The organism is Microbacterium sp., assembly GCF_031180975.1.
Taxonomy (GTDB): domain Bacteria; phylum Actinomycetota; class Actinomycetes; order Actinomycetales; family Microbacteriaceae; genus Microbacterium.
In genome coordinates this window covers 362,134-382,093 of the sequence record NZ_JAPSLI010000001.1, presented here as the reverse complement: position 1 = coordinate 382,093, position 19,960 = coordinate 362,134, and the positions used below count along the sequence as shown (strand labels likewise).

The following is a 19,960-nucleotide window of genomic DNA, read 5'->3' as shown; positions in this document are numbered from 1 at the left end:
AACCGCGGGTCGTGGACGTCACGTCCCCGACGATCGCGGTGGGCGGCGCGGTGCGCGACGTGCTGATCGGCGCATCTGCCGGCACGGCCGTGACGTTCGCGGTGCTGCTGGTGACCGGCATCCTCGCCGAGGAGACCGAGCTGTTCGGAGAGTTCACGGCCGCGGCCGACGCGCTGTTGCGCGCCAGCATGGGGGTGATCCTCCTGACGGGACTGGTGCTCGCGATCGCCTGGCCGGCGTTCCTCGTCGCCGAGCGCACGGCGCTGCTCGGCGCGCTCGAGAAGCGAGCGGTGACGCACCCCGACGAGGTGCCCACGAGCGCGCTGCGCGCGAAGCTCGCGGTCCCGCCCGGCGTCGTGCTGGCGCGCGTCGGCATGGTGGTGTTCTGGATCGGCGTGGGGCTCGCGGCGCTGTTCCTGATCACGACGTTGCTCATGGAGTCCGGCGAGATCGGCCTGTTCATGACCGGCGGGGCCGTCGTGGTGGCCGCGCTCGGCTGGGTGGTCGGGTTGATCGGCGGCCGCGCCGCCGACCGGCAGCGTGAGCGCTTCGAGTCGCTGCGGGGTGGGTGGCGACGGGACGCCGCCCGAGCGGATGCCGTCGCCCGGCGTCGCCGCGCGGCACTGCCTGCCGGACGGCTGCCGCGGCTGCTGCGCCGGCGCGGCCGCCACACGGCCCGCCTCGCGACGATCGGCGTGTGGGTCGTGATCGCCGGGTTCGTGCTGTTCTACGCTGCGGTGTTCCTGCGTCAGCCGTGCCGCGGCTGCGACCCCCGATACTGGGCGGAGCCCGGTGAGCGGCTGATCGACGTGCTCGCCACGATCGGCGGCGGTGCGCTGCTCGTCTTCGCGGCCGGGGCGCTCGCCGGATGGTTGGTGTCCGTCGGCGGCCGGTTCCTCGCCGAGCGCACGCTGGGGCGATGGATCCGCACCACGAGCCCGCAGCGTGTGGACGAGGTCGAGCTGCGCGTCATCCTGGCCCTGCCGTCGGCCGGCCGCCTCACCGCCACGGCGCTCGCGTTCGCCGGCATCGCCGCGCTCATCCTCGCCACCGGGATGTCGTGGAGCGAGCAGGCGGTCGAGTCATGGCCGCTCTCGGCGGCGGGTGCCGGGATGCTGCTGGTCGGTGCGCTTGTCGGCATCCCGGCCGCGCAGGCGCAGGCGCGGCTGCGCAACGACCTGCGGGAGCACACCTCGTCGGGCGACCTGCGGGACCCTCTTGTGGCCGCGGACGACGGCGACGGGTCCTGACGCATCCGGCATCCGCAATGCAACCCCTAGCGGCGCCGGCCGCCCGCACGAGTACCGTGGGCGCATGAGAGCCATCTCGTACAACCTCCGCAAGCATCGTGCGGCTCCGGAGCTCGCGGCGCTGGTCAGCGAGCACGACCCCGACATCCTGTGCCTGCAGGAGTGCGACACGCGGTCGCTGCCGGATGCCGTCGGAGGCCTCGCCCTGGTGGAGGCCACCAAGGGCAACCGGCTGGGGCTGGCGCTCTACGTGCGGAGGAACACCTTCCACGTGGAGCAGGTCCGCACGATCGGGCTCAAGAAGTCGCTGCATGACCGGCTGCTCAAGCCGGCGCACGAGCGGGTGCTCGGCGCCCGGCTGCGCGACATCGACGCGGGTCGGAACCTGGTGGTCGCGTCGTTCCACGCGGCGCCGCTCACCGCGCTGAACTCGCTGCGGCGCAATCAGATCCGCGCCGCACTGGACGAGCTGGAGTCGATCGGTCCGGGGCTGCCGATCCTCATGGTCGGCGACTACAACTACCCGGTGTTCAAGGAGAACCTCGGCCAGACGGTGCGCGACCACGGCTACTCGCTCACCCTCAGCGACGACCACACGTACACGCGGTACCGCGTGTTCCGCGGGCACTATGATTTTGCGACGTCCGTGCGGTTCCACATCGACAGCATCCGCACGCTGCCCCAAGGCACCAGTGACCACCGCCCCATTCTGGTGACGGCGGAGCCGCACTGAGCTGGGCTTCCGTGGCAAGGCCCCGCGTGGCCCCGCCGGGCCCTGCTTGGCCGACGGTGATGTGGCGCATCTGGTCGCCTCGCCCCGTTGATGTGGCGCACCTGGTCGCCTAGCCCCGTTGATGTGGCGCACCTGGTCGCCTAGCCCCGTTGATGTGGCGCGTGTGGTCGCCTCCGCGGCCGCGAAGCGGCCATATGCGCCCCCTCTCTGGGCGCTCGCCCGGGTGTGCACTCCTGGGCGGCGCGCTCATGCGTGCCGAGGTGTGCGCCGAGGTGTGCGGCGGCGCGACGGTGATGTGGCGCGAATGGTCGCCTCGCCCAGTTGATGTGGCGCACCTGGTCACCTTGCGCCGTTGATGTGGCGCATGTGGTCGCCTCCCGGGCGGCGAAGCGGCCATATGCGCCCCCTCTCTGGGCGTGCGCCGTGTGTGCGCCCCTGGGCGGCGCGCTCCTGCGTGCCGAGGTGTGCGCCGAGGTGTGCGGCGGCGCAACGTCGACGTGGCCCACCTGGCCGCCTAGCCCCGTTGATGTGGCGCACCTGGTCGCCAGGCCCCGTTGATGTGGCGCACCTGGTCACCTTGCGCCGTTGATGTGGCGCATGTGGTCGCCTCCGCGGCCGCGAAGCGGCCATACGCGCCCCGTCTCTGGGCATGCGCCGTGTGTGCGCCCGTGGGCGGCGCGCTCCTGCGTGCCGAGGTGTGCGGCGGCGCGACGGTGATGTGGCGCGAATGGTGACCTCGCCTCCGGGGAGGTGGCGCATGTGGTCGCCTCCCGGGCGGCGAAGCGGCCATGTGCGCCCCGTCTCTGGGCGCCCGCCCGGGTGCGCGCTTGCGCGGCGGGCTCGTGCGCGCCGAGGTGTGCGGCGGCGCGACGGTGATGTGGCGCGAATGGTCGCCTCGCCCCGTTGATGTGGCGCACCTGGTCACCTTGCGCCGTTGATGTGGCGCATGTGGTCGCCTCCCGGGCGGCGAAGCGGCCATATGCGCCACCTTCACCGGGGGCACGGTCTGGGGGCCACGCCTCATAGGACCCCCAGCGGGGCGACGTCAGCGCCCGGGCCTCCATCCGCGGCGCACGAGAGCTTCGCGGACGATCGCCACGCCGTTGCGCTGGCGCCGAACGTGCGCCCCGGTCAGCCGCTCGACGTGCCATCCCGCGTTCATGTACGCGCGGACCTTGTCGATGTCCCGATTCCACTGCGCCACCGACGTGCGGTGATGATCTCCCTCGATCTCCACGGCCACCCGGTATTTCTCGTACACGATCTCGGACACCCCGAGCAGCCGCCCGCGCTCATCGCGGATCTCGACGTCGAGCGCAGGCACCGGAAGCCCCGCGGCAGCGGCATCCAGCCGGTAATCCGTCTCAAGGGGCGAGGCGCTCCCGGTGACCGACAACGCGAGCGCCTGGGTCAGTCTCGCGATGCCGGCTCGGCGTCCGGCATCCAGCGCGGCCTGCAGCTCGTCGCGCGTCGCGATCGCGAGTTCCGGATGCCGTCGCGCGAACGAGTCACGCGGAATGAACAGCATCGCGTCGGCGAGGACGATCAGCTCCCTGAGGGAGAGGTCGCGACCCAGCATCGCCCAGGTCGTCGCCGGAGTGCTGATCGGCAGCCCGTCGAAGACCTCGAGGCCGACGAGGTGCGGCTCGATCTTCCTTCCCCGGATGCCGGAAGCCCGAGGCGCCCGCTGCGGAGCGAGCACCCCGAACTCGAGCTCTTCGCCGTGCCGCACCGGAAGGGCTCTGATCGCGGCGGCCGTGCGTCCGCAGAGGAACGCACCCTTCGGCATCACCGATGCGTACGCGAGCGCGCGCCCTTTCACAGCGAGCGCGGTGCGCCGACTCAGCGACATCGGGCCGGTGATCGCGTCGCACTCCGCCTGCTCGCGAGCCAGGTCATCGAGTCGTCGGCGCGCGCCGTGGAACGGCGCGATGAGGTCGCCGCCCCGCATCCGCCTTCGGGTGAGCCCCTCATCGAGCGCGGCGGTCGTGGAGAAGTGCGTTCCGAGGGAGGTGGGGAGCGGGGACGGCGACTTCGGCATCCTTCACTTTCGTGCCTGACAGCGCACGAGAAGAGGCGAGAACCCACGGATTGTGAACAACGCACCAAAGCGCGAGGCTGTGCAGGAGGAACCGCCGCGCTCGATGGGTCGCGAGTGGCCGCATCCGTGCCCGCGAGGCGACCACCTGCGCCACATCCACCCCGGCAGGCGACCACCTGCGCCACATCCACCCCGCGAGGCGACCACCTGCGCGCCGCAAGCCCCGGGCGATTCTGCGTCGGGACGCCGGATGCTGTAGGCTATCCCTTTGGTGCCTGCCTTGCGGTCTCGCTGCAGTGCAAGCACGACGAACGTGAGCCCTCCACTGGCGTGTTCCGCACGGAACCACCCCGGAGTGGGATTCACGAACCTCTCCGTTCGAATCAAGAAAGCAGCACTATCGTGACGCGCACTTACACCCCGAAGGCCGGGCAGGTCCAGCGTGACTGGATCGTCATCGACGCCACCGACGTCGTTCTCGGCCGGCTGGCCTCGCACGCCGCAGCGATCCTGCGCGGCAAGCACAAGCCGACCTTCGCTCCGCACATCGACACCGGCGACTTCGTCGTCATCGTGAACGCCGACAAGGTCGCGCTCACCGGTCAGAAGCTCCAGAAGAAGCTCGCCTACCGTCACTCGGGCTACCCGGGTGGCCTCAAGTCGGTCAACTACGCCGAGCTCCTCGAGAAGAACCCCGTCCGCGCCGTGGAGAAGGCCGTCCGCGGCATGCTCCCCAAGAACAGCCTGGGCCGCCAGCAGCTGTCGAAGCTGAAGGTGTACGCCGGTGCCGAGCACCCGCACGCCGCTCAGCAGCCCACGCCGTACACGCTCGACCAGGTCGCCCAGTAAGCGCCGCTCAGAATAAGGACATACTCGTGGCTGACATCCAGGACACCACCGAATTCCCGCAGAACTTCTCCACCTCGACCCCTGAGGCCGAGACCGTCGAGGCTGCGCCCCGCCCCGTCCTCTCCGTTCCCGGCGCTGCCGTGGGTCGCCGCAAGCAGGCCATCGCCCGCGTGCGTCTGGTCCCCGGCTCGGGCACGATCACGGTCAACGGCCGTACGCTCGAGGACTACTTCCCGAACAAGCTGCACCAGCAGCTGATCAACGACCCGTTCACCGCCCTCAACTTGCAGGGCGCGTACGACGTCATCGCCCGCATCTCGGGTGGCGGCGACTCGGGCCAGGCCGGCGCCCTGCGCCTCGGCATCGCTCGCGCGCTGAACAACATCGACGCCGAGAACAACCGTCCGACCCTGAAGAAGGCCGGCTTCCTCTCGCGCGACGCCCGCGTCAAGGAGCGCAAGAAGGCCGGTCTCAAGAAGGCCCGCAAGGCTCCGCAGTACTCGAAGCGCTGATCCGCTCAGTTCCCTCTATGGCACTGTTCGGAACGGACGGCGTGCGGGGGCTGGCCAACGGCCCCCTCACCGCCGAACTTGCGCTCACCCTGGCCCAGGCGACTGCCGTCGTCCTGGGCCAGGGCCGTATTGCCGAGGCGCGTCGCGCCGCCGGCAAGCGGCTCACCGCCGTGGTCGCCCGCGACCCCCGCATCTCCGGTCACTTCCTCAGCGCCGCCGTCGAGGCGGGGCTCGCCTCGTCGGGCGTGGATGTGCTGGATGCCGGGACGCTGCCCACCCCGGCCGCGGCCTACCTCATCTCGGACATCGACGCCGACTTCGGCGTGATGATCTCGGCCTCGCACAACCCGGCGCCCGACAACGGCATCAAGATCTTCGCCCGCGGCGGCGTCAAGCTGCCCGACGAGGTCGAACGCCGTATCGAAGAGGCGATGTCCGGTCCGAAGCTGCAGCCCACCGGCGGCGACGTCGGCCGCGTGCAGCGCTTCTCGGACGCCGAGGATCGCTATGTCATCCACCTGCTGGCATCCCTGCCGCACCGGCTCGACGGCATCCACGTCGTGCTGGACTGCGCGCACGGCGCCGCGTCGGGCGCATCGCCTGAGGCGTTCCGCGCGGCCGGCGCGAAGGTGACCGTCATCGGTGCCGACCCCGACGGGCTGAACATCAACGACGGCGTGGGCTCGACCCACCTCGACAAGCTGGCGGCTGAGGTCGTTCGCGTCGGTGCCGACGTGGGTATCGCTCACGACGGGGATGCCGATCGCTGCCTGGCCGTCGACCACGACGGCAACATCGTTGACGGCGATCAGATCATGGCCATCCTGGCGGTGGCGATGAAGAGCCGCGGCAAGCTCGTCGACGACACCCTCGTCGCGACCGTGATGAGCAACCTGGGTCTGCACGTCGCCATGCGCGAGCACGGCATCACCGTGCGTCAGACCGCCGTGGGCGACCGCTACGTCCTCGAGGACATGAACGCCGGCGGCTACTCGCTCGGCGGCGAGCAGTCCGGTCACGTGATCATGAGCGACTACGCCACGACGGGCGACGGTCTGTTGACGGGCCTGCACCTGGTGGCCGAGATGGCGCGCCAGAAGAAGACGCTCGCCGAGCTCGCCTCGGTGATGACCGTCTTCCCGCAGGTGCTCATCAACGTCAAGGACGTCGACAAGACCCGCGTCGCCGACCCGGAGGTCGCCAAGGCCGTTCAGGAGTGCGAGCAGATGCTGGGCGACACCGGACGCGTGCTGCTGCGGGCTTCCGGCACCGAATCGCTGGTGCGCGTGATGGTCGAAGCGGCCGACAAGGAGACGGCGCAGCAGTGCGCCGAGCGCCTCGCCGACGTGGTGCGCGAGCGCCTCGCGCTCTGACCCGCACGTCACCGACAGCAACGCCCCCGCGGACTCCGATCCGTGGGGGCGTCGTGCTGTGCGTCGAGCGGATGCGTCGCGGCACGGCATCCGGCTTCGCTCGCGGCACGGCATCCGGTGTCGTCAGCGGGCAGCCAACCAGCGCACCTGCTTCACCCACTGGTACGTCTGCCCGGCCTCGTGCCCGTTGAACGGGTACACCTCGATCTCGGCATCCGTCGTCGCGAGGTGGTTGTAGGCGGCGAACACGCTCGACGGCAGCACCACGTCGTCCATCAGCGCGACCGAGAACAGCGCGGGCACGCGGATGCGGCGGGCGAAGTTCACGCCGTCGAAGTACGACAGCGTATGGAACACCTCGTCGACGCGGTCGCGGTGCACGGCCAGGTACCGCTCGATCTCGCGGAACGGGTTCTGCGGCGTCAGCTCCACCGAGCGGCGGAAGTGGCACAGGAACGGCACGTCGGGCATCACCGCGATGGCATCGGGATGCAGGGCGGCCACCGCCAGCGAGATGCCACCTCCCTGGCTCACGCCGGCGACCGCGATGCGCGACGGGTCGACGAACGGCAGCTCCTTCGCGGTGTCCACGGCGCGCACCCCGTCGGTGAACAAGCGACGGTAGTAGTACGTCTCGGGGCTGGCGATGCCGCGCGTCATTACGCCGGGCGCCGCGCCGTCGGAGCCGTGCGGGTCGGGGGTGCCGCCGCCCGAGCCCCAGGAGGCGCCCTGGCCGCGCGTGTCCATGAGCACGTGGACGTATCCGGCCGACGCCCAGCGCAGGTGCTCGCCCGGCAGGCCGCGTCCACCGCCGTAGCCGATGAACTCGACGACCGCGGGCAGCCGGCCTTCGCGCCGCGGACGGGTCACCCACGCGCGGATCGGCTCGCCGCCGAACCCGCTGAACGTGAGATCCTCGACGATCAGTTCGGTGATCGGGGTGTCCGCCGCGCGGATCTCTGGAGCGGATGCTGTCGCCCGCGCCTCATCGAGAGTGCGGCGCCAGAAGTCGTCGAAGTCCGCCGGTTCGGCGACCTCGGGGCGGAACGTGCGGAGTTGTTCAAGCGGGAGATCGGTCAAAGCCACGATCGGAACCGTATCGCATGGTGCCCCGCGGGCAGGGGCGACGGATCGGATTGTGGCTCGCGCGGCGCGATCTGCCGCCTCGGGTGGTGCGCGCCGTGGATGGGTCGCATGTGGTCGCTTCGGGCGCGCGTCGCGCGGGTGATGGGTCGCATGTGGCCGCGTCGGGCTCGCCGGTGTGGTGGATGGGTCGCATGTGGTCGCTTCGGGCGCCTGGAGGCGACCATTTGCGCCACGTCGGCGGGGCGAAGCGACTATTCGCGACACATCGCGCGGCGGGGTGGGATCGTGCGGGGGCTCGTGGTTCCCGTGCACGGCGGCTGACGCCCGGTGTACGCCGTGGATGGGGCGCATGTGGTCGCGTCGGGCTTGCCTCGGGCGGGTGATGGGTCGCATGTGGTCGCTTCGGGCGCGGGGAGGCGGCCATTTGCGCCACGTCGTCGGGGCGAAGCGACTATTCGCGACACATCGCGCGGCGGGGTGGGATCGTGTGGGCGCTCGTGGTTCCCGTGCACGGCGGCTGAGGCCCGGTGTACGCCGTGGATGGGGCGCATGTGGCCGCTTCGGGCGCCTGTCGCGGGGTGGATGGGTCGCATGTGGTCGCTTCGGGCGCGGGGAGGCGACCATTTGCGCCACGTCGGCGGGGCGAGGCGACCATCTGCGACACATCCCGCGCCTGGTCGCGGGGCATGAGGAGCGCCGCATCTCAGGGGGGCGCATCCGTGTGGGCGCCGCATCCGTGTGGGCGCCGCATCTCAGGGGGGCGCATCCGTGTGGGCGCCGCATCCGCGGCGGGGCGGGGCTCAGGGGGCGGCGCACACGCGGTAGCGCGGGCCCTCCACGAGAACCTCGGTGTCGCAGGCCTGACCGGTGACGCGGGGGACGCCACGCATGTTGGCAGCGTCGGACAGGCCGACGTGGGCCCCGCTCATCACGACCGGTGAGACAGCGGCGCCCCATGGGTGGGCGGCGAGCCACTCGGTTCCGGTCTCCTGGACCCACTGGCGGATCGGCTCGACCGCTGCGCGCTGCGTCTCCAGGGTCTCGCCACGCGGCGTGGACGTGGCCGCCACGTGCCCGGCGACGCTGAGCGTCGCCGAACCGACGATCACGACCGAGGCCCCCGCGGCGACCACGCGCAGAGCCAGGCCACGCGACCACAACACGCGCACGCCCCACAGGGCCACGATCGCTAGCACCGGGAAGAACGCGAGCACGCCCGGCGCCGGGTGCCGCACCCAGAGCGGGGTGTGGGATGCCGTCGACCACCACCCCACGAATGTGAGCGCACCGACCAGCGCGGCGCATCCCAGCATCAGCGCCAGCCGCCACGAGCCTCGCCCGGCCGGCCGCGACGACGGCCGCTCCGACTCCGCCGACTCCGTCGACTCCGCCGACCCTGCCACGTCGCCCGAGGCACTGTCCCGCACACCCCGCCACCCGACGACCAGCCCCGCCACCGCCACCGCCGCGCACACGAGCGCCACCACGATGATCAGCCACCCCGGCACGAACCACGCCGCGGCGAGGGTGTCCAGCTTCTGCGTCACCGTCGTCGGTTCGACGCGCTGTCCGCCTCCGCGCACGAAGTCCCGCATGCCGCGCAGGTGGTCGCGGAAGCCGGACGGCCCCAGCGCCACCAGGGCCCACAGTTCGAGCAGCAGCGTCGGCACGCCGGCGAGCACGAGGGGCAGCCAGCCCCGCTTCACGGTCTCCCACAGCTTCTGCCAGCCGCGTCCGGGCGCGAGCACGAACATCGCCACGGCGAACGCGGGCAGCGCGAGCAGGGCGATCAGCTTTGCCTGCACGGCCAGCCCGACGAGCAACCCGGCCAACCATGCCCGCCGCGGCAGCACGACCAGCGCCCACACGAGCAGCGCCGCCGCCGGAATCTCACCGAGCAGATCCGCCGGTCCCTGAATGGGCGAGTAGCTGCCCAACCCGTTGAACGCCAGCGGCGCGGCACCGGCGAGCAGGCCGACCCAACGGCCGGCGAGCCGCGTGCCGAGCACGACGAGCCCGGCGACGAGCAGTCCCCAGTACGCCACCGGCACCATCCGCGCCCCGATCACCGGATCGACGCCGAACGCCAGCACCGCCGTCACGGGCAGCAGCACGCTCGGTCCGGTCGAGATGCGCGGGTCGAACGGCGTGATAGCCGACCCCGACAGCGCGCCGTCGCTGGAGTACCCGAGGCCCGCCAGCAGGTTGAGCGGCACGGTGAGGTTGAACGCCTCGTCCTCCCAGAACCGCGCGGTCAGGCTGTGCCACACCACCACGACGTGGGCGCAGAGAAGCGCGATCGCCAGCGCCCAGAAGGCGAGCAGGCGGAGACGGGTCATGACCCTGCGGTCTCCGGTCGACGGATGCTGCGCAGCGCCGCCCCCGGACGCAGCGAGACATTCCACAGCTCGCGCAGCGCGTCCACCGCGAACCGGCGCAACCGCTGCGGCGGCAGCCAGGCCTTCACGCCGCCGCCCCACATCGTGCCGCTGGCGGACTCGCCACGCCGGGGGATGCTGCGCACGGCGACGTACCGCACGTCCAGCCCGGAGCGCGCTTCGGCGAGCGAGAAGTGCACGTGCGGCACGAGAGCCGCCGACGGCACGGCATCCACCAGCATCCGCACCGCCTCGGGGCGGTACGCGCGCAGCGGAGTGTTGACGTCGGGGATCCGGCGGCCCGCGGCGATCGCGACCAGCAACGACACCGCACCGGTGAGCGCCCGTCGGTACCACGGGTCGGTGCGGTCGCGGCGCACTCCGTGCACGACGTCGGCGCCGGTGCGCTCGAAGGCGGAGATGAGACGCGCAAGGTCGGCGCCGACGAACTGGCCGTCGCCGTCGACGTGCACCAGGACGTCGGGGGAGAGGTCGAGTCCCGCCCGGTACGCGGCGAGAGCCGTCGGGCCGTGGCCGCGGTTGGCGGGCTGCGTCTGCACGTCCACGTCGTCCAGCCCCTCGAGGCCCGCAGCGGTGTCGTCGGTGGAGCGATCGTCGGCGACGACGAAGCTCAGCCGGTCGGCGAGCGGCGACACGTGGTCGCGGATCTCCGCGATGAAACCGCGGATGCCTTCCGCCTCGTTGTAGGCGGGCATCACGATCGCGAGATGGGGAATGGGCACGCAAGGACCTCACAGCGAAACGTCGGGAGAGCGGACGATCCCACTCCCTAGTAGCCTAGTGGAGCTATGGATATCCGCTCCCGGCTGCGCCGTCTCGCCTCCGTCGGGAGCCGATTCCTCATCGTCGGCGCCATAAGTACCCTCATCGAGGTCGGCGTGTTCAACGTCCTGGTGTACGGCATGGGCGTCGACGTCGTCTGGGCGAAGATCATCGCGTCGCTCGTCGCGCTCGTGAACGCGTACATCGGCAACCGGGAATGGACGTTCCGCCACCGCGACCGCCGCGGCCGCGTCAACGAGCTGGTGCTGTTCGTGCTCGTCAACGCCGTCTGCACCGGTCTCGGTGCGGCTCTCGTGTGGGTCGGCGTGCAGGGCGCCGGGATGCTGTTGGGCCGCGCCCCCGGCCCCTTCGCCGTCAACTTCGTGAACCTGGTCAGCATCGTCGTGGTCGTGCTGCTGCGGTTCGTGCTGTACCACAAGATCGTGTTCCGCCCGAAGGCCGAGACCCCGACCGCCTGAGGGCCGCGCGCCGCTCGGCGGTCAGCGCGCCGGGATCAGCGCGCGGGGATCAGGTGGCGCGGCGGTCCTTCGATCCGCGCGATGGCCACCTTGACTTCGGTGAGCTCGTCCTTGACCGCGTCGAGACGGTTGCTGAGCTTCTGATCGAGCGCGTCGATGCGCGCGTCCATGCGGCTGGTGAGCTTGTCTTCGAGCGAGTCGGTGCGCGTGGTGAACCTGTCCTCGAGCGCGTCCATGCGGCTGGTGAGCTTGTCTTCGAGCGAGTCGGTGCGCGTGGTGAACCTGTCCTCGAGCGCGTCCATGCGGCTGGTGAGCTTGTCTTCGAGTGAGTCGGTGCGGCTGGTGAGCTTGTCTTCGAGCGAGTCGGTGCGGCTGGTGAGCCTCTGCTCGAGGTCGTCCATGCGCCGGATGATCCACGCGAAGCCCGCGAACATGCCTACGCCGAGCACTGCGAAAGCGCTCAGAATCGCGATCAGCTCGGCACTCACGTACATACCTCCATTCTGCCCGCGAGATTGCGGCGTGTCAGCGACATTAGCCAGCGCACCGAACAGGCGGCTGCTCACCCCCGGGCGTTGTGGAAATGTCATCCGAAGCTCGAACCGTGGAGAGCGGACCGGCCGCGCGCCGCTCGCTCGCCCGGGTGCCGGGAACCCGGGGTGTCGCCGCGCGACGTCACCGACACCCCGGGCTGCGTTCGACACCCCGGCGTAGCGACATCCGTACCCCGGGGTGTGGGCGGCAAGTCGGGGTGTCGGCGCCACGCAGACGTCGAGAACGACGTCGAAAAGCTCAGCGCCGCAGGTACTCCGCCAGCGACTCCGTCACCTCCCGCGGCGTGAACCCCGCCGCGGTGATCTTCGCGAGATCGAGCACACTGTTCCGCGGGCGCGGAGCGACCGGACCCGCCGCATCAGCGAAGTACTCGTCGGTCGACACCGGGGTCACCCGCGCCGGGTCGTGCCCGCTCAACCGGAACACGTCGCGGGCGATGTCCGCCCATGAGCGCGGCTCGCCACCGCCGGTCAGGTTGTACACCCCGTACGGCGCCTGCGAATCGAGCAGGTGACGGATGCCGGCCGCGATGTCCCCGGCGAACGTGAGGCGACCGGTCTGATCGTCCACCACCCGCGGATCCACGCCGCGCTCGGCGAGCGACGCCATGGTCCGCACGAAGTTCGCTCCCTCGCCGATCACCCACGACGTCCGCACGATGTAGTGCCGCGGCACGGCGGCGACCAGCGCGTCGCCGGCGGCCTTGGTCTGCCCGTACACACCCAGCGGACACACCGCATCGTCCTCGACGTACGCCCGATCCAGCGAACCGTCGAACACGTAATCGCTCGAGATGTGCACCAGCGTGATGCCGTACTCGGTCGCCACGCGGGCCAGGGCTCCGACACCGGTGACGTTGGCGGCCCAGGCATCCGCTCGTCCCTCCGCCGTCTCGGCGCGGTCGACGGCCGTGTACGCGGCCGCGTTGATGATCGTGCCATAGTCCCGCCACCGCCGCCTCCCGGCCAGCCCGGGGTCGGTCAGGTCGAACGCCGCGCGCGAGGCGTACTCGATGTACGGATGCTCTCCGAACGCCTCCCGCAGGGCCTTGCCGACCTGCCCGTCGGCGCCGGTGATCAGCATCCGCTTCGGCGCGACCGGCGCGACGTCGGCGAGCCGGGGGTGGGTGCGGTCCTTCTGCGACAGCTCGGCGCGCTGCAGCGGAATCGGCCAGTCGATCCCGACCGTTTCGTCCGCCAGGTTCAGGAACGAGTAGCTCGCGTCGGCCGACCAGTGGTCATTCACCAGGTACACGTACACCGTGCCCTGCTCGAGCGTCTGGTACGCGTTGCCGACGCCACGCGGCACGAAGATCGCACGCGACGGGTCGACCTCGATGGTGAACACGGTGCCGAACGTCGGGCCCTCGCGCAGATCCACCCAGGCGCCGAAGATGCGTCCGGTGGCGACCGAGACGTACTTGTCCCACGGTTCGGCGTGGATGCCGCGCGTGGTGCCGACCCCGTCGTTGAACGCGACGTTGTTCTGCACCGGTCCGAAGTCGGGCAGGCCGGCGGCGGTCATCCTGGTGCGCTGCCAGTTCTCCTTGAACCAGCCGCGGTTGTCGCCGATCACCGGCAGGTCGACGACGAGCAGTCCCGGGATCGTCGTCTCGCTGACGGAAAGCTGCTTGCCGTACTCCGGCTCGGATGCCATCACTGCCCCTTCTCGGCGTAGAACGCCTCGGTCGCATCCTTCGACGGCGCCCACCACGCCTCGTGCTCGCGGTACCAGTCGATGGTGTCGGCGAGTCCCTTCTCGAAGTCGGCGTACCGCGGCGTCCAGCCCAGCTCCGTGCGCAGCTTGGTGGAGTCGATCGCATACCGCAGGTCATGGCCGGCGCGGTCGGTGACGAGGTCGTAGGCGTCCTGCGGCTGCCCCATCAGCCGCAGGATCAGCTCCACCACGCTGCGGTTATCACGCTCGCCGTCCGCACCGATCAGGTAGGTCTCGCCGATGCGCCCCTTCTCGAGGATGGTCAGCACGGCGGAAGAGTGGTCGTCGGCGTGGATCCAGTCGCGCACGTTGCGTCCGGCGCCGTACAGCTTGGGGCGGATGCCGCGCAGCACGTTCGTGATCTGGCGGGGGATGAACTTCTCGACGTGCTGGTACGGCCCGTAGTTGTTCGAGCAGTTCGAGATCGTGGCCCGCACGCCGAACGAGCGCACCCACGCCCGCACCAGGAGGTCGCTGCCGGCTTTGGTCGACGAGTACGGCGACGACGGGTTGTACGGCGTCGACTCGGTGAACCGCTGCGGGTCGTCGAGCTCCAGATCGCCGTACACCTCGTCGGTGGAGATGTGATGGAACCTGACGTCGTGTTTCCGCACCGCCTCCAGCAGCGTGTACGTGCCGACGATGTTCGTGTCGAGGAACGGACGAGGGTCGTGCAGCGAGTTGTCGTTGTGCGACTCGGCCGCGTAGTGCACGACGGCGTCGGCATCCGCCACGAGGTCCTCGACCAGGGGCGCGTCCGCGATGTCGCCCTGCACGAATGCCACCCGGTCCTCGGGCAGCCCGTCGAGCGAGGCCCGGTTGCCGGCGTACGTGAGCTTGTCGAGCACCGTGACGTGATGGTCGGTGTGCGCCACCACATGGTGCGCGAAGTTGGAGCCGATGAACCCGGCGCCGCCGGTGACGAGCAGACGCGCCATCAGCGCCCCCGCTCGAGCAGGTCGAGCAGGTACTGCCCGTAGCCCGACTTCAGCAGCGTCTCGGCCCGCGCGCGCAGCGCGTCGTCATCGAGGTACCCCTGCCGCCAGGCGACCTCTTCGGGGCAGCCGATCTTCATGCCGGTGCGCCGCTCCATCGTGCGGACGTAGTCGGCGGCATCCGTCATCTGGTCGAACGTGCCGGTGTCGAGCCAGGCGGTGCCGCGGGGGAGTACCTCGACCGAGAGCCGGCCGCGCTCGAGATAGGCGCGGTTCACGTCGGTGATCTCGTACTCGCCGCGCGCGCTCGGCTGCAGCCCGCGTGCGATGTCGACCACGTCGTTGTCGTAGAAGTACAGGCCGGGCACGGCGTAGTGGCTCTTCGGCTGCGCCGGCTTCTCTTCGAGCGAGATCGCTCGGCCGTCGGCGTCAAACTCGACCACGCCGTACGCCTGTGGCTCCGCCACCCAGTAGGCGAAGATCGCGCCGCCCTCGATGTCGGAGAAGCGCGCCAGTTGCGTGCCCAGGCCGGGCCCGTAGAGCAGGTTGTCGCCGAGCACGAGCGCGACGCTGTCGTCGCCGATGAAGTCCGCTCCGATCGTGAACGCCTGCGCGAGCCCGTCGGGGGAGGACTGCTGTGCGTACGTCAGCGAGATGCCGAACTGCGACCCGTCACCGAGCAGGCGTTCGAAGAACGGCGCGTCGAGCGGGGTGGTGATCACGAGGATGTCGCGGATGCCGGCGAGCATGAGCGTCGACAGCGGATAGAAGATCATCGGCTTGTCGAACACCGGGATGAGCTGCTTCGAGACTCCCAGGGTGATCGGATGCAGCCGCGATCCCGTGCCCCCAGCCAGGATGATTCCCCTCATGGGGTCCATCGTGGCACGGTGGGGGAGGACAGTGGTCCCCGAGCTTGGCGAACGGCCCGGTGTGGCTTTGGGGCCCTGAGCTTGTCGAACGGCCCGATGTCGCTCCGCCAAGGCTCAGCAACCCAGGCACTCAGGGCCCGACGTCGAGCCCAGCCCTCAGGCCTTGACCTTCTCCCGCCGCTTCGGCTTCGCCTGGGCGCGGCTGAGCTCGGGCTCGGCCTGCTCGGCGATGTGCTTGGCGCCGTAGGTGTAGCTGCCGTAGCCGTAGCTGTCGGGGCCCTTGGTCGGCAGCATCGTGACCACCGTGCCGAGCAGGTTCACGCCCGCGGTCGTCAGCGTGCGCACGGCTCCGGTGAGCTCCTGCTTCTTGGTCTTGCCCGACGCCGCGACGAGGATCACGCCGCGCGTCTTCTTGCCGAGCACCGCGGCATCCGTCACGAGCAGCAGCGGCGGCGCGTCGATCAGCACGTAGTCGAAGTACTCGCCGAGCGGGCCGAGCACGCTGTCCATCGCGGTCGAACCGAGCAGCTCGCTCGGGTTCGGCGGGATGCGTCCGCTGGTGAGCACGTACAGCTCGTTGGTGCCCCACTTCTGCAGCGCGTCGGCGACGTCGACTCGGCCGATCAGCACGTCGGTGAGTCCCACGCCGCCCTCGAGGCCCATGTAATCGGCCACGCGGGGCAGGCGCAGGTCGCCGTCGATCAGCGCGACGCGGGCGCCGGTCTCGGCGAGGGCGATCGCGAGGTTCGCGGTCGTGGTCGACTTGCCCTCGCCCGGTCCGGCGCTGGTGACCACGAATATGCGCGGACCCGACTCGACGTCGAGGAACTGCAGGTTCGTTCGGAGCGTGCGGAAAGACTCGGCGCGCGGGCTGCGCGGGTCGGCGTGCACGATGAGCGGCCGCTTCTGCGCCTCGGGGTCGTACGCGATGCCGCCGAGCATCGGGCGGTCGGTGATGTCCTCGAGGTCGTGCAGCGTGTGGATGCGTGTGTCCAGCAGCGTCCGCAGCATCGCCAGGCCGACGCCGACGGCGAGACCCAGCAGGCCGCCGAGGATGATCAGCATGCGCACGTTCGGGCTGGCGGGGGAGGCAGGCGGCACGGCCGGCTCGGTGACGGTGATCTGCACCGGGCTGGCAGCGTCGGCCGACGCCGGCTGCTCGAGCGTACCCTGCACGACATCCGAGAAGCTCTTCGCGATGGCGTTCGTGATCTCCGCCGCCTTCTCGGCGTCGCCGTCGGTCACGGAGATGTCGATCAGCACCGTGTTCAGCGGCGCCGACGCCTCGACGCGGGATGCCAGGGCCGCGACGTTCGTGTCGAGACCGAGCTCCTCGATGACCGGCTCGAGCACCACGGCGGTGTCGACCACGTCGACGTAGCTGGTGACCATCTGACGGGCGAACGTGGTGCCCTGCACGAGGTCACCGGTCGCGGCGCCTTCGGTGCGCACCGAGACGTAGAGCTGCGTGGAGGCGACGTACTTCGGCGCCTGCATGAACGCGTATCCCGCCCCGCAGGCGAGACCCAGCACGAGCAGGACCACCAGCATGATCCAGTTCTTGTGCAGGATGCGCACGTAATCGCGAAGCTCCACGCGAGATTCTCCTCATTTTGGGATACCAGTGAGATCGATTCTTCCATAGCCGCCTGTTGCGGCCCCGGGAAAGGCGGTCAGGTGCGCGCGAGCGCGCCGTATCCGTACGTGCCGTAGGCCGTCTTGTCCGCGCCGCGGATCGGAAGCATGGTGACGACGGTGCCCAGCACGCGGGAGTCGGCGGCCTCGATGCGACTGGCGGCGTCGGTCAGGTCACCGGCCCGGGTGGAACCCGCCGCCGCGACGAGCACCACGCCGGTGGCGTACCGGGCCACGACGGCGGCGTCAGTGACGGGCAGGATCGGCGGTGCGTCGATGACGACCACGTCGAACGCGGCCTTCAGATCGTCGATCAGAGTCTTCATCGCCGTTGAGCCGAGCAGCTCGGCGGGGTTCGGCGGCGGGGTGCCGGCCGGCAGCAGGAACAGCATGCCCTGGCCCCAGCGCTGCATCACGTCGGGCAGGCCGACACGGCCGACGAGCACGTCGCTCAGCCCGACGGCGCCCTCGATGGCGAACGTGTGCGCGAGGCGCGGCTTGCGCAGATCCGCGTCCACCAGGGCGACGCGGTAGCCCGACTCGGCGAGGGCGATCGCGAGGTTCGATGCGGTGGTGGACTTGCCCTCTGATGGGCGCGCGCTGGTCACCACGAACACACCGATGTCGTGCGGAGGGAACAGAAAGCGCACGTTGGTCCGCAGCGACCGGAACGCCTCGGCGCGCGGGTCGTGCGGGTGCGTTGCGACGATGAGGGGCCGCTCTGCGGCATCCGGGTCGAACGCGATCCCGCCCAGAATGGGCGCCTGAACCGCGGTCTCGACGTCGTTCAGGTTGTGGATGCGCGTGTCGAGCAGCGTCCGCAGCAGCGCCAGGCCGATTCCGGCGCCGAGGCCCAGGATGGCGCCGAGCGCGAGCGACAGCTGCAGGTTCGGTGCCGCCGGCTCGGTCGGGACCTGCGCCGGCTGCACCGGCACGATGCGGATGCGGTACGCCGGCGCCGTCTCGCGCTTCTCGAGCTGTTCGGTGATGACCGTGGTGAAGCTCTCGCCGATCGCGTTCGCGAGCCGCGCCGCCTGACCCGGGTTCGCGTCGCCGACGGTGATCGTGATGATCACGCTGCGCTGTGCGACCGTGGCGTTCACTTTGGCGGCGAGCTGGTCGGGCGTGAGGTCGAGCCCGAGGTCCTCGATCACCGGCTCGAGCACGACCGTGCTGGTGACGATGCTGCGGTAGCTCTCGACGACCTGCTGCGCGTAGCTGTTGCCCTGCGTCAGCTCGATCGGGCTCGACGTGGCGGTCTCGACCGCGACCATCAGCTGGGTCGACGCCTCGTAGCGCTGCGGTGTCGTCAGGGCGAGGATCGCGCCGCACGACACCCCGATCACCAGGGCCGCGATGACGACGACGACCTGCCGCCGCAGCACGCGGACGAAGTCGCGCAGATCCATGTCGCTCCCGTTTGCAGGTTCTTCGGGTGATCACCCGGGTATCGTCTGAGGATATCGGCTGACAGCCGCCCGGACGGGCAGGCGCTTACCAGGACCCCGTGATGACCTCTCTTGACGAACTCTTCCCCGACGGTGCACGTCGCCGCGCCGACGCGGCGCCCGACCTGCACTCCGGCAGCCGGCTCGGCGACGTGTTCGGCGACACCCGTCGCAATCCCGCGCGCATGCGGCCGCTGTCGCGCCGGCAGGAACTCATTGAGCTCGTGGACTCCGCGGTCGCCGACGCCAAACCGATCATGTCGGCGCCGCCCGCTCCGGCCCGCGACCGCCGCCAGCGCCGCCGGATCGACGTGATCAACGTGGGCATGGCAGCGCTGGCCGTCGTCGCGCTCGCCGCGGCGGGCATCGTCGGCGGCGTGCAGGCCGCCACCGCCAGCCCGGCCGACAAGGCGCTGCAGGTGCTGCGGGCCGACGAGGAGTCGATCGAGAGCGGCTCGGCTGGGCTGGCGGCGACACAGTCACGTCTCGAGACGTCGATCGCCGAAGCGGATGCCGAAGCCGAGGCTCTGCGCGCCGCACTGGATGCCGTGCGCGAGGCGCCGGACCCCGCCGACATCCCGCCGGGCCAGACCGCGGCGCCCGAGGATGCCGGGACGATCGAGCTCGCGGACCCCGAGGCGCTGAAGACGGTAGTCGCGGCCGTGGACGCGTTCCGCGCCGAGCTCGCCGCGATCGAACTGCCAGGCCTTCCTGACGAGTACACGCGGCAGAAGATCGACGAGGGCTCGCTGGCCGAGGTCGGTTCGGCCATCGACGCCGCGAACGAGAAGCTGAGCGAGATCGACCGCGCCGGCGCGCAGCTGCGCGCCGTGCGCACCGACCTCGACGCGAAGATCGCGGCGTACGAGCAGAAGCTGACGGCTTTCACGGCATCCTTCCCGCCGCGCGCCGAGCAGGCGATCGACGACAACCCCGACGCCGATCAGGAACTGAAGGATGCCGTCACCGCCGCGGCCGCCGCTGTCGTGGCATCCGGACTGCAGGGTACGGAGGGTCCGGCATCGCTGACGGCCTACCGTGAGGCGGTGGTCGCCCTCGTCGCCGACCAGGTGCACGCAGACCGCGTGCGCGAAGAGGAGCAGCGCGAACGCGAGCGCGAGGAGCGCGAGCGGAACCGCTGGCAGCCTCCGGGGACCGAGCAGCCGACAGAGCCGACGCCGGCGCCGACCGAACCCACAACCCCGCCGAAAGACCCAACCGACCCCGGTGCGGGGAACGGCTCAGGCGACGGCGGGGGGAGCGGCGACGGCGGCGGCCTGCCGATCGGCTGAGGTCGCCGAGTCTGAGAATCTGG

The 19,960-nt window shown here is 70.6% G+C and carries 17 protein-coding genes; 7 read left to right on the top strand and 10 right to left on the bottom strand.

From position 1 onward, the window contains the following. Positions 1-11: 11 nt before the first annotated feature. Positions 12-1,250 (top strand): hypothetical protein, encoded by a 1,239-nt coding sequence (locus RIF65_RS01755; protein ID WP_309064533.1) that lies wholly within the window; start codon positions 12-14, stop codon positions 1,248-1,250. A 64-nt stretch (positions 1,251-1,314) separates the two neighbouring features. Further along, positions 1,315-1,983, top strand: a complete 669-nt coding sequence (locus RIF65_RS01750) for an endonuclease/exonuclease/phosphatase family protein (protein WP_309064534.1) — start codon at positions 1,315-1,317, stop codon at positions 1,981-1,983. 1,045 nt (positions 1,984-3,028) lie between these two features. Here the strand turns inward: RIF65_RS01750 and RIF65_RS01745 are convergent. After that, positions 3,029-4,024, bottom strand: a complete 996-nt coding sequence (locus tag RIF65_RS01745; protein WP_309064535.1) for a hypothetical protein — start codon at positions 4,022-4,024, stop codon at positions 3,029-3,031. Positions 4,025-4,426: 402 nt separating this feature from the next. On the opposite strand from RIF65_RS01745, the gene rplM reads away from it, so the two are divergent. Genes rplM through glmM form a run of 3 tightly spaced genes read left to right on the top strand, consistent with a single transcriptional unit; the run spans position 4,427 to position 6,758 of the window. Continuing rightward, entirely contained in the window at positions 4,427-4,873 is a 447-nt protein-coding gene (rplM, locus tag RIF65_RS01740; RefSeq protein WP_309064536.1) for a 50S ribosomal protein L13, read from the top strand. A 26-nt stretch (positions 4,874-4,899) separates the two neighbouring features. Continuing rightward, a complete protein-coding gene (gene rpsI, locus RIF65_RS01735) occupies positions 4,900-5,385 on the top strand; it encodes a 30S ribosomal protein S9 (RefSeq protein WP_309064537.1) in 486 nt (161 codons plus the stop codon). 17 nt (positions 5,386-5,402) lie between these two features. Then, entirely contained in the window at positions 5,403-6,758 is a 1,356-nt protein-coding gene (gene glmM, locus RIF65_RS01730; RefSeq protein ID WP_309064538.1) for a phosphoglucosamine mutase, read from the top strand. Between the two features lie 123 nt (positions 6,759-6,881). On the opposite strand, the gene RIF65_RS01725 is transcribed toward glmM, so the two are convergent. From RIF65_RS01725 to RIF65_RS01715, 3 genes are all read right to left on the bottom strand, one after another. After that, a complete protein-coding gene (locus RIF65_RS01725) occupies positions 6,882-7,844 on the bottom strand; it encodes an acetylxylan esterase (protein WP_309064539.1) in 963 nt (320 codons plus the stop codon). Positions 7,845-8,644: 800 nt separating this feature from the next. Continuing rightward, a complete protein-coding gene (locus RIF65_RS01720) occupies positions 8,645-10,183 on the bottom strand; it encodes a hypothetical protein (RefSeq protein WP_309064540.1) in 1,539 nt (512 codons plus the stop codon). Then, positions 10,180-10,965, bottom strand: coding sequence for a glycosyltransferase family 2 protein (locus RIF65_RS01715; protein ID WP_309064541.1), 786 nt, complete (start codon positions 10,963-10,965; stop codon positions 10,180-10,182). The genes RIF65_RS01720 and RIF65_RS01715 overlap by 4 nt, the downstream gene beginning before the upstream one ends. A gap of 66 nt (positions 10,966-11,031) precedes the next feature. Between RIF65_RS01715 and RIF65_RS01710 the strand changes: the two genes are divergently transcribed. Then, positions 11,032-11,484, top strand: coding sequence for a GtrA family protein (locus tag RIF65_RS01710; RefSeq protein WP_309064542.1), 453 nt, complete (start codon positions 11,032-11,034; stop codon positions 11,482-11,484). Positions 11,485-11,519: 35 nt separating this feature from the next. On the opposite strand, the gene RIF65_RS01705 is transcribed toward RIF65_RS01710, so the two are convergent. The 6 genes from RIF65_RS01705 to RIF65_RS01680 form a co-directional block, all read right to left on the bottom strand. Then, positions 11,520-11,978, bottom strand: a complete 459-nt coding sequence (locus RIF65_RS01705; protein WP_309064543.1) for a hypothetical protein — start codon at positions 11,976-11,978, stop codon at positions 11,520-11,522. Positions 11,979-12,276: 298 nt separating this feature from the next. Further along, complete coding sequence (locus RIF65_RS01700) at positions 12,277-13,695, bottom strand: bifunctional dTDP-4-dehydrorhamnose 3,5-epimerase family protein/NAD(P)-dependent oxidoreductase (protein WP_309064544.1); 1,419 nt, start codon at positions 13,693-13,695, stop codon at positions 12,277-12,279. Next, on the bottom strand, positions 13,695-14,693 hold the full coding sequence (gene rfbB, locus RIF65_RS01695) for a dTDP-glucose 4,6-dehydratase (RefSeq protein WP_309064545.1): 999 nt from the start codon (positions 14,691-14,693) through the stop codon (positions 13,695-13,697). The genes RIF65_RS01700 and rfbB overlap by 1 nt, the downstream gene beginning before the upstream one ends. Beyond that, positions 14,693-15,562, bottom strand: a complete 870-nt coding sequence (gene rfbA, locus RIF65_RS01690) for a glucose-1-phosphate thymidylyltransferase RfbA (RefSeq protein ID WP_309064546.1) — start codon at positions 15,560-15,562, stop codon at positions 14,693-14,695. Before rfbA ends, rfbB begins: the two co-directional genes overlap by 1 nt. 156 nt (positions 15,563-15,718) lie before the next feature. Next, positions 15,719-17,158 carry a polysaccharide biosynthesis tyrosine autokinase gene (locus RIF65_RS01685; RefSeq protein WP_309064547.1) on the bottom strand — a complete coding sequence of 480 codons (1,440 nt, stop codon included), beginning with the start codon at positions 17,156-17,158 and terminating at the stop codon, positions 15,719-15,721. Positions 17,159-17,235: 77 nt separating this feature from the next. Continuing rightward, complete coding sequence (locus RIF65_RS01680; RefSeq protein ID WP_309064548.1) at positions 17,236-18,606, bottom strand: polysaccharide biosynthesis tyrosine autokinase; 1,371 nt, start codon at positions 18,604-18,606, stop codon at positions 17,236-17,238. A 101-nt stretch (positions 18,607-18,707) separates the two neighbouring features. Between RIF65_RS01680 and RIF65_RS01675 the strand changes: the two genes are divergently transcribed. Beyond that, positions 18,708-19,937 carry a hypothetical protein gene (locus RIF65_RS01675; protein ID WP_309064549.1) on the top strand — a complete coding sequence of 410 codons (1,230 nt, stop codon included), beginning with the start codon at positions 18,708-18,710 and terminating at the stop codon, positions 19,935-19,937. Positions 19,938-19,960 lie beyond the last annotated feature (23 nt).

What these genes read in the sequence shown, in the direction of transcription:
- glmM (WP_309064538.1), top strand. Translation starts at nt 5,403, where the DNA reads ATGGCACTGTTCGGAACGGACGGCGTGCGGGGGCTGGCCAACGGCCCC.
- RIF65_RS01750 (WP_309064534.1), top strand. Translation starts at nt 1,315, where the DNA reads ATGAGAGCCATCTCGTACAACCTCCGCAAGCATCGTGCGGCTCCGGAG.
- RIF65_RS01680 (WP_309064548.1), bottom strand. Translation starts at nt 18,606, where the DNA reads ATGGATCTGCGCGACTTCGTCCGCGTGCTGCGGCGGCAGGTCGTCGTC.
- RIF65_RS01675 (WP_309064549.1), top strand. Translation starts at nt 18,708, where the DNA reads ATGACCTCTCTTGACGAACTCTTCCCCGACGGTGCACGTCGCCGCGCC.
- rfbB (WP_309064545.1), bottom strand. Translation starts at nt 14,693, where the DNA reads ATGGCGCGTCTGCTCGTCACCGGCGGCGCCGGGTTCATCGGCTCCAAC.
- RIF65_RS01745 (WP_309064535.1), bottom strand. Translation starts at nt 4,024, where the DNA reads ATGCCGAAGTCGCCGTCCCCGCTCCCCACCTCCCTCGGAACGCACTTC.
- RIF65_RS01720 (WP_309064540.1), bottom strand. Translation starts at nt 10,183, where the DNA reads ATGACCCGTCTCCGCCTGCTCGCCTTCTGGGCGCTGGCGATCGCGCTT.
- RIF65_RS01710 (WP_309064542.1), top strand. Translation starts at nt 11,032, where the DNA reads ATGGATATCCGCTCCCGGCTGCGCCGTCTCGCCTCCGTCGGGAGCCGA.
- RIF65_RS01705 (WP_309064543.1), bottom strand. Translation starts at nt 11,978, where the DNA reads ATGTACGTGAGTGCCGAGCTGATCGCGATTCTGAGCGCTTTCGCAGTG.
- rfbA (WP_309064546.1), bottom strand. Translation starts at nt 15,562, where the DNA reads ATGAGGGGAATCATCCTGGCTGGGGGCACGGGATCGCGGCTGCATCCG.
- RIF65_RS01700 (WP_309064544.1), bottom strand. Translation starts at nt 13,695, where the DNA reads ATGGCATCCGAGCCGGAGTACGGCAAGCAGCTTTCCGTCAGCGAGACG.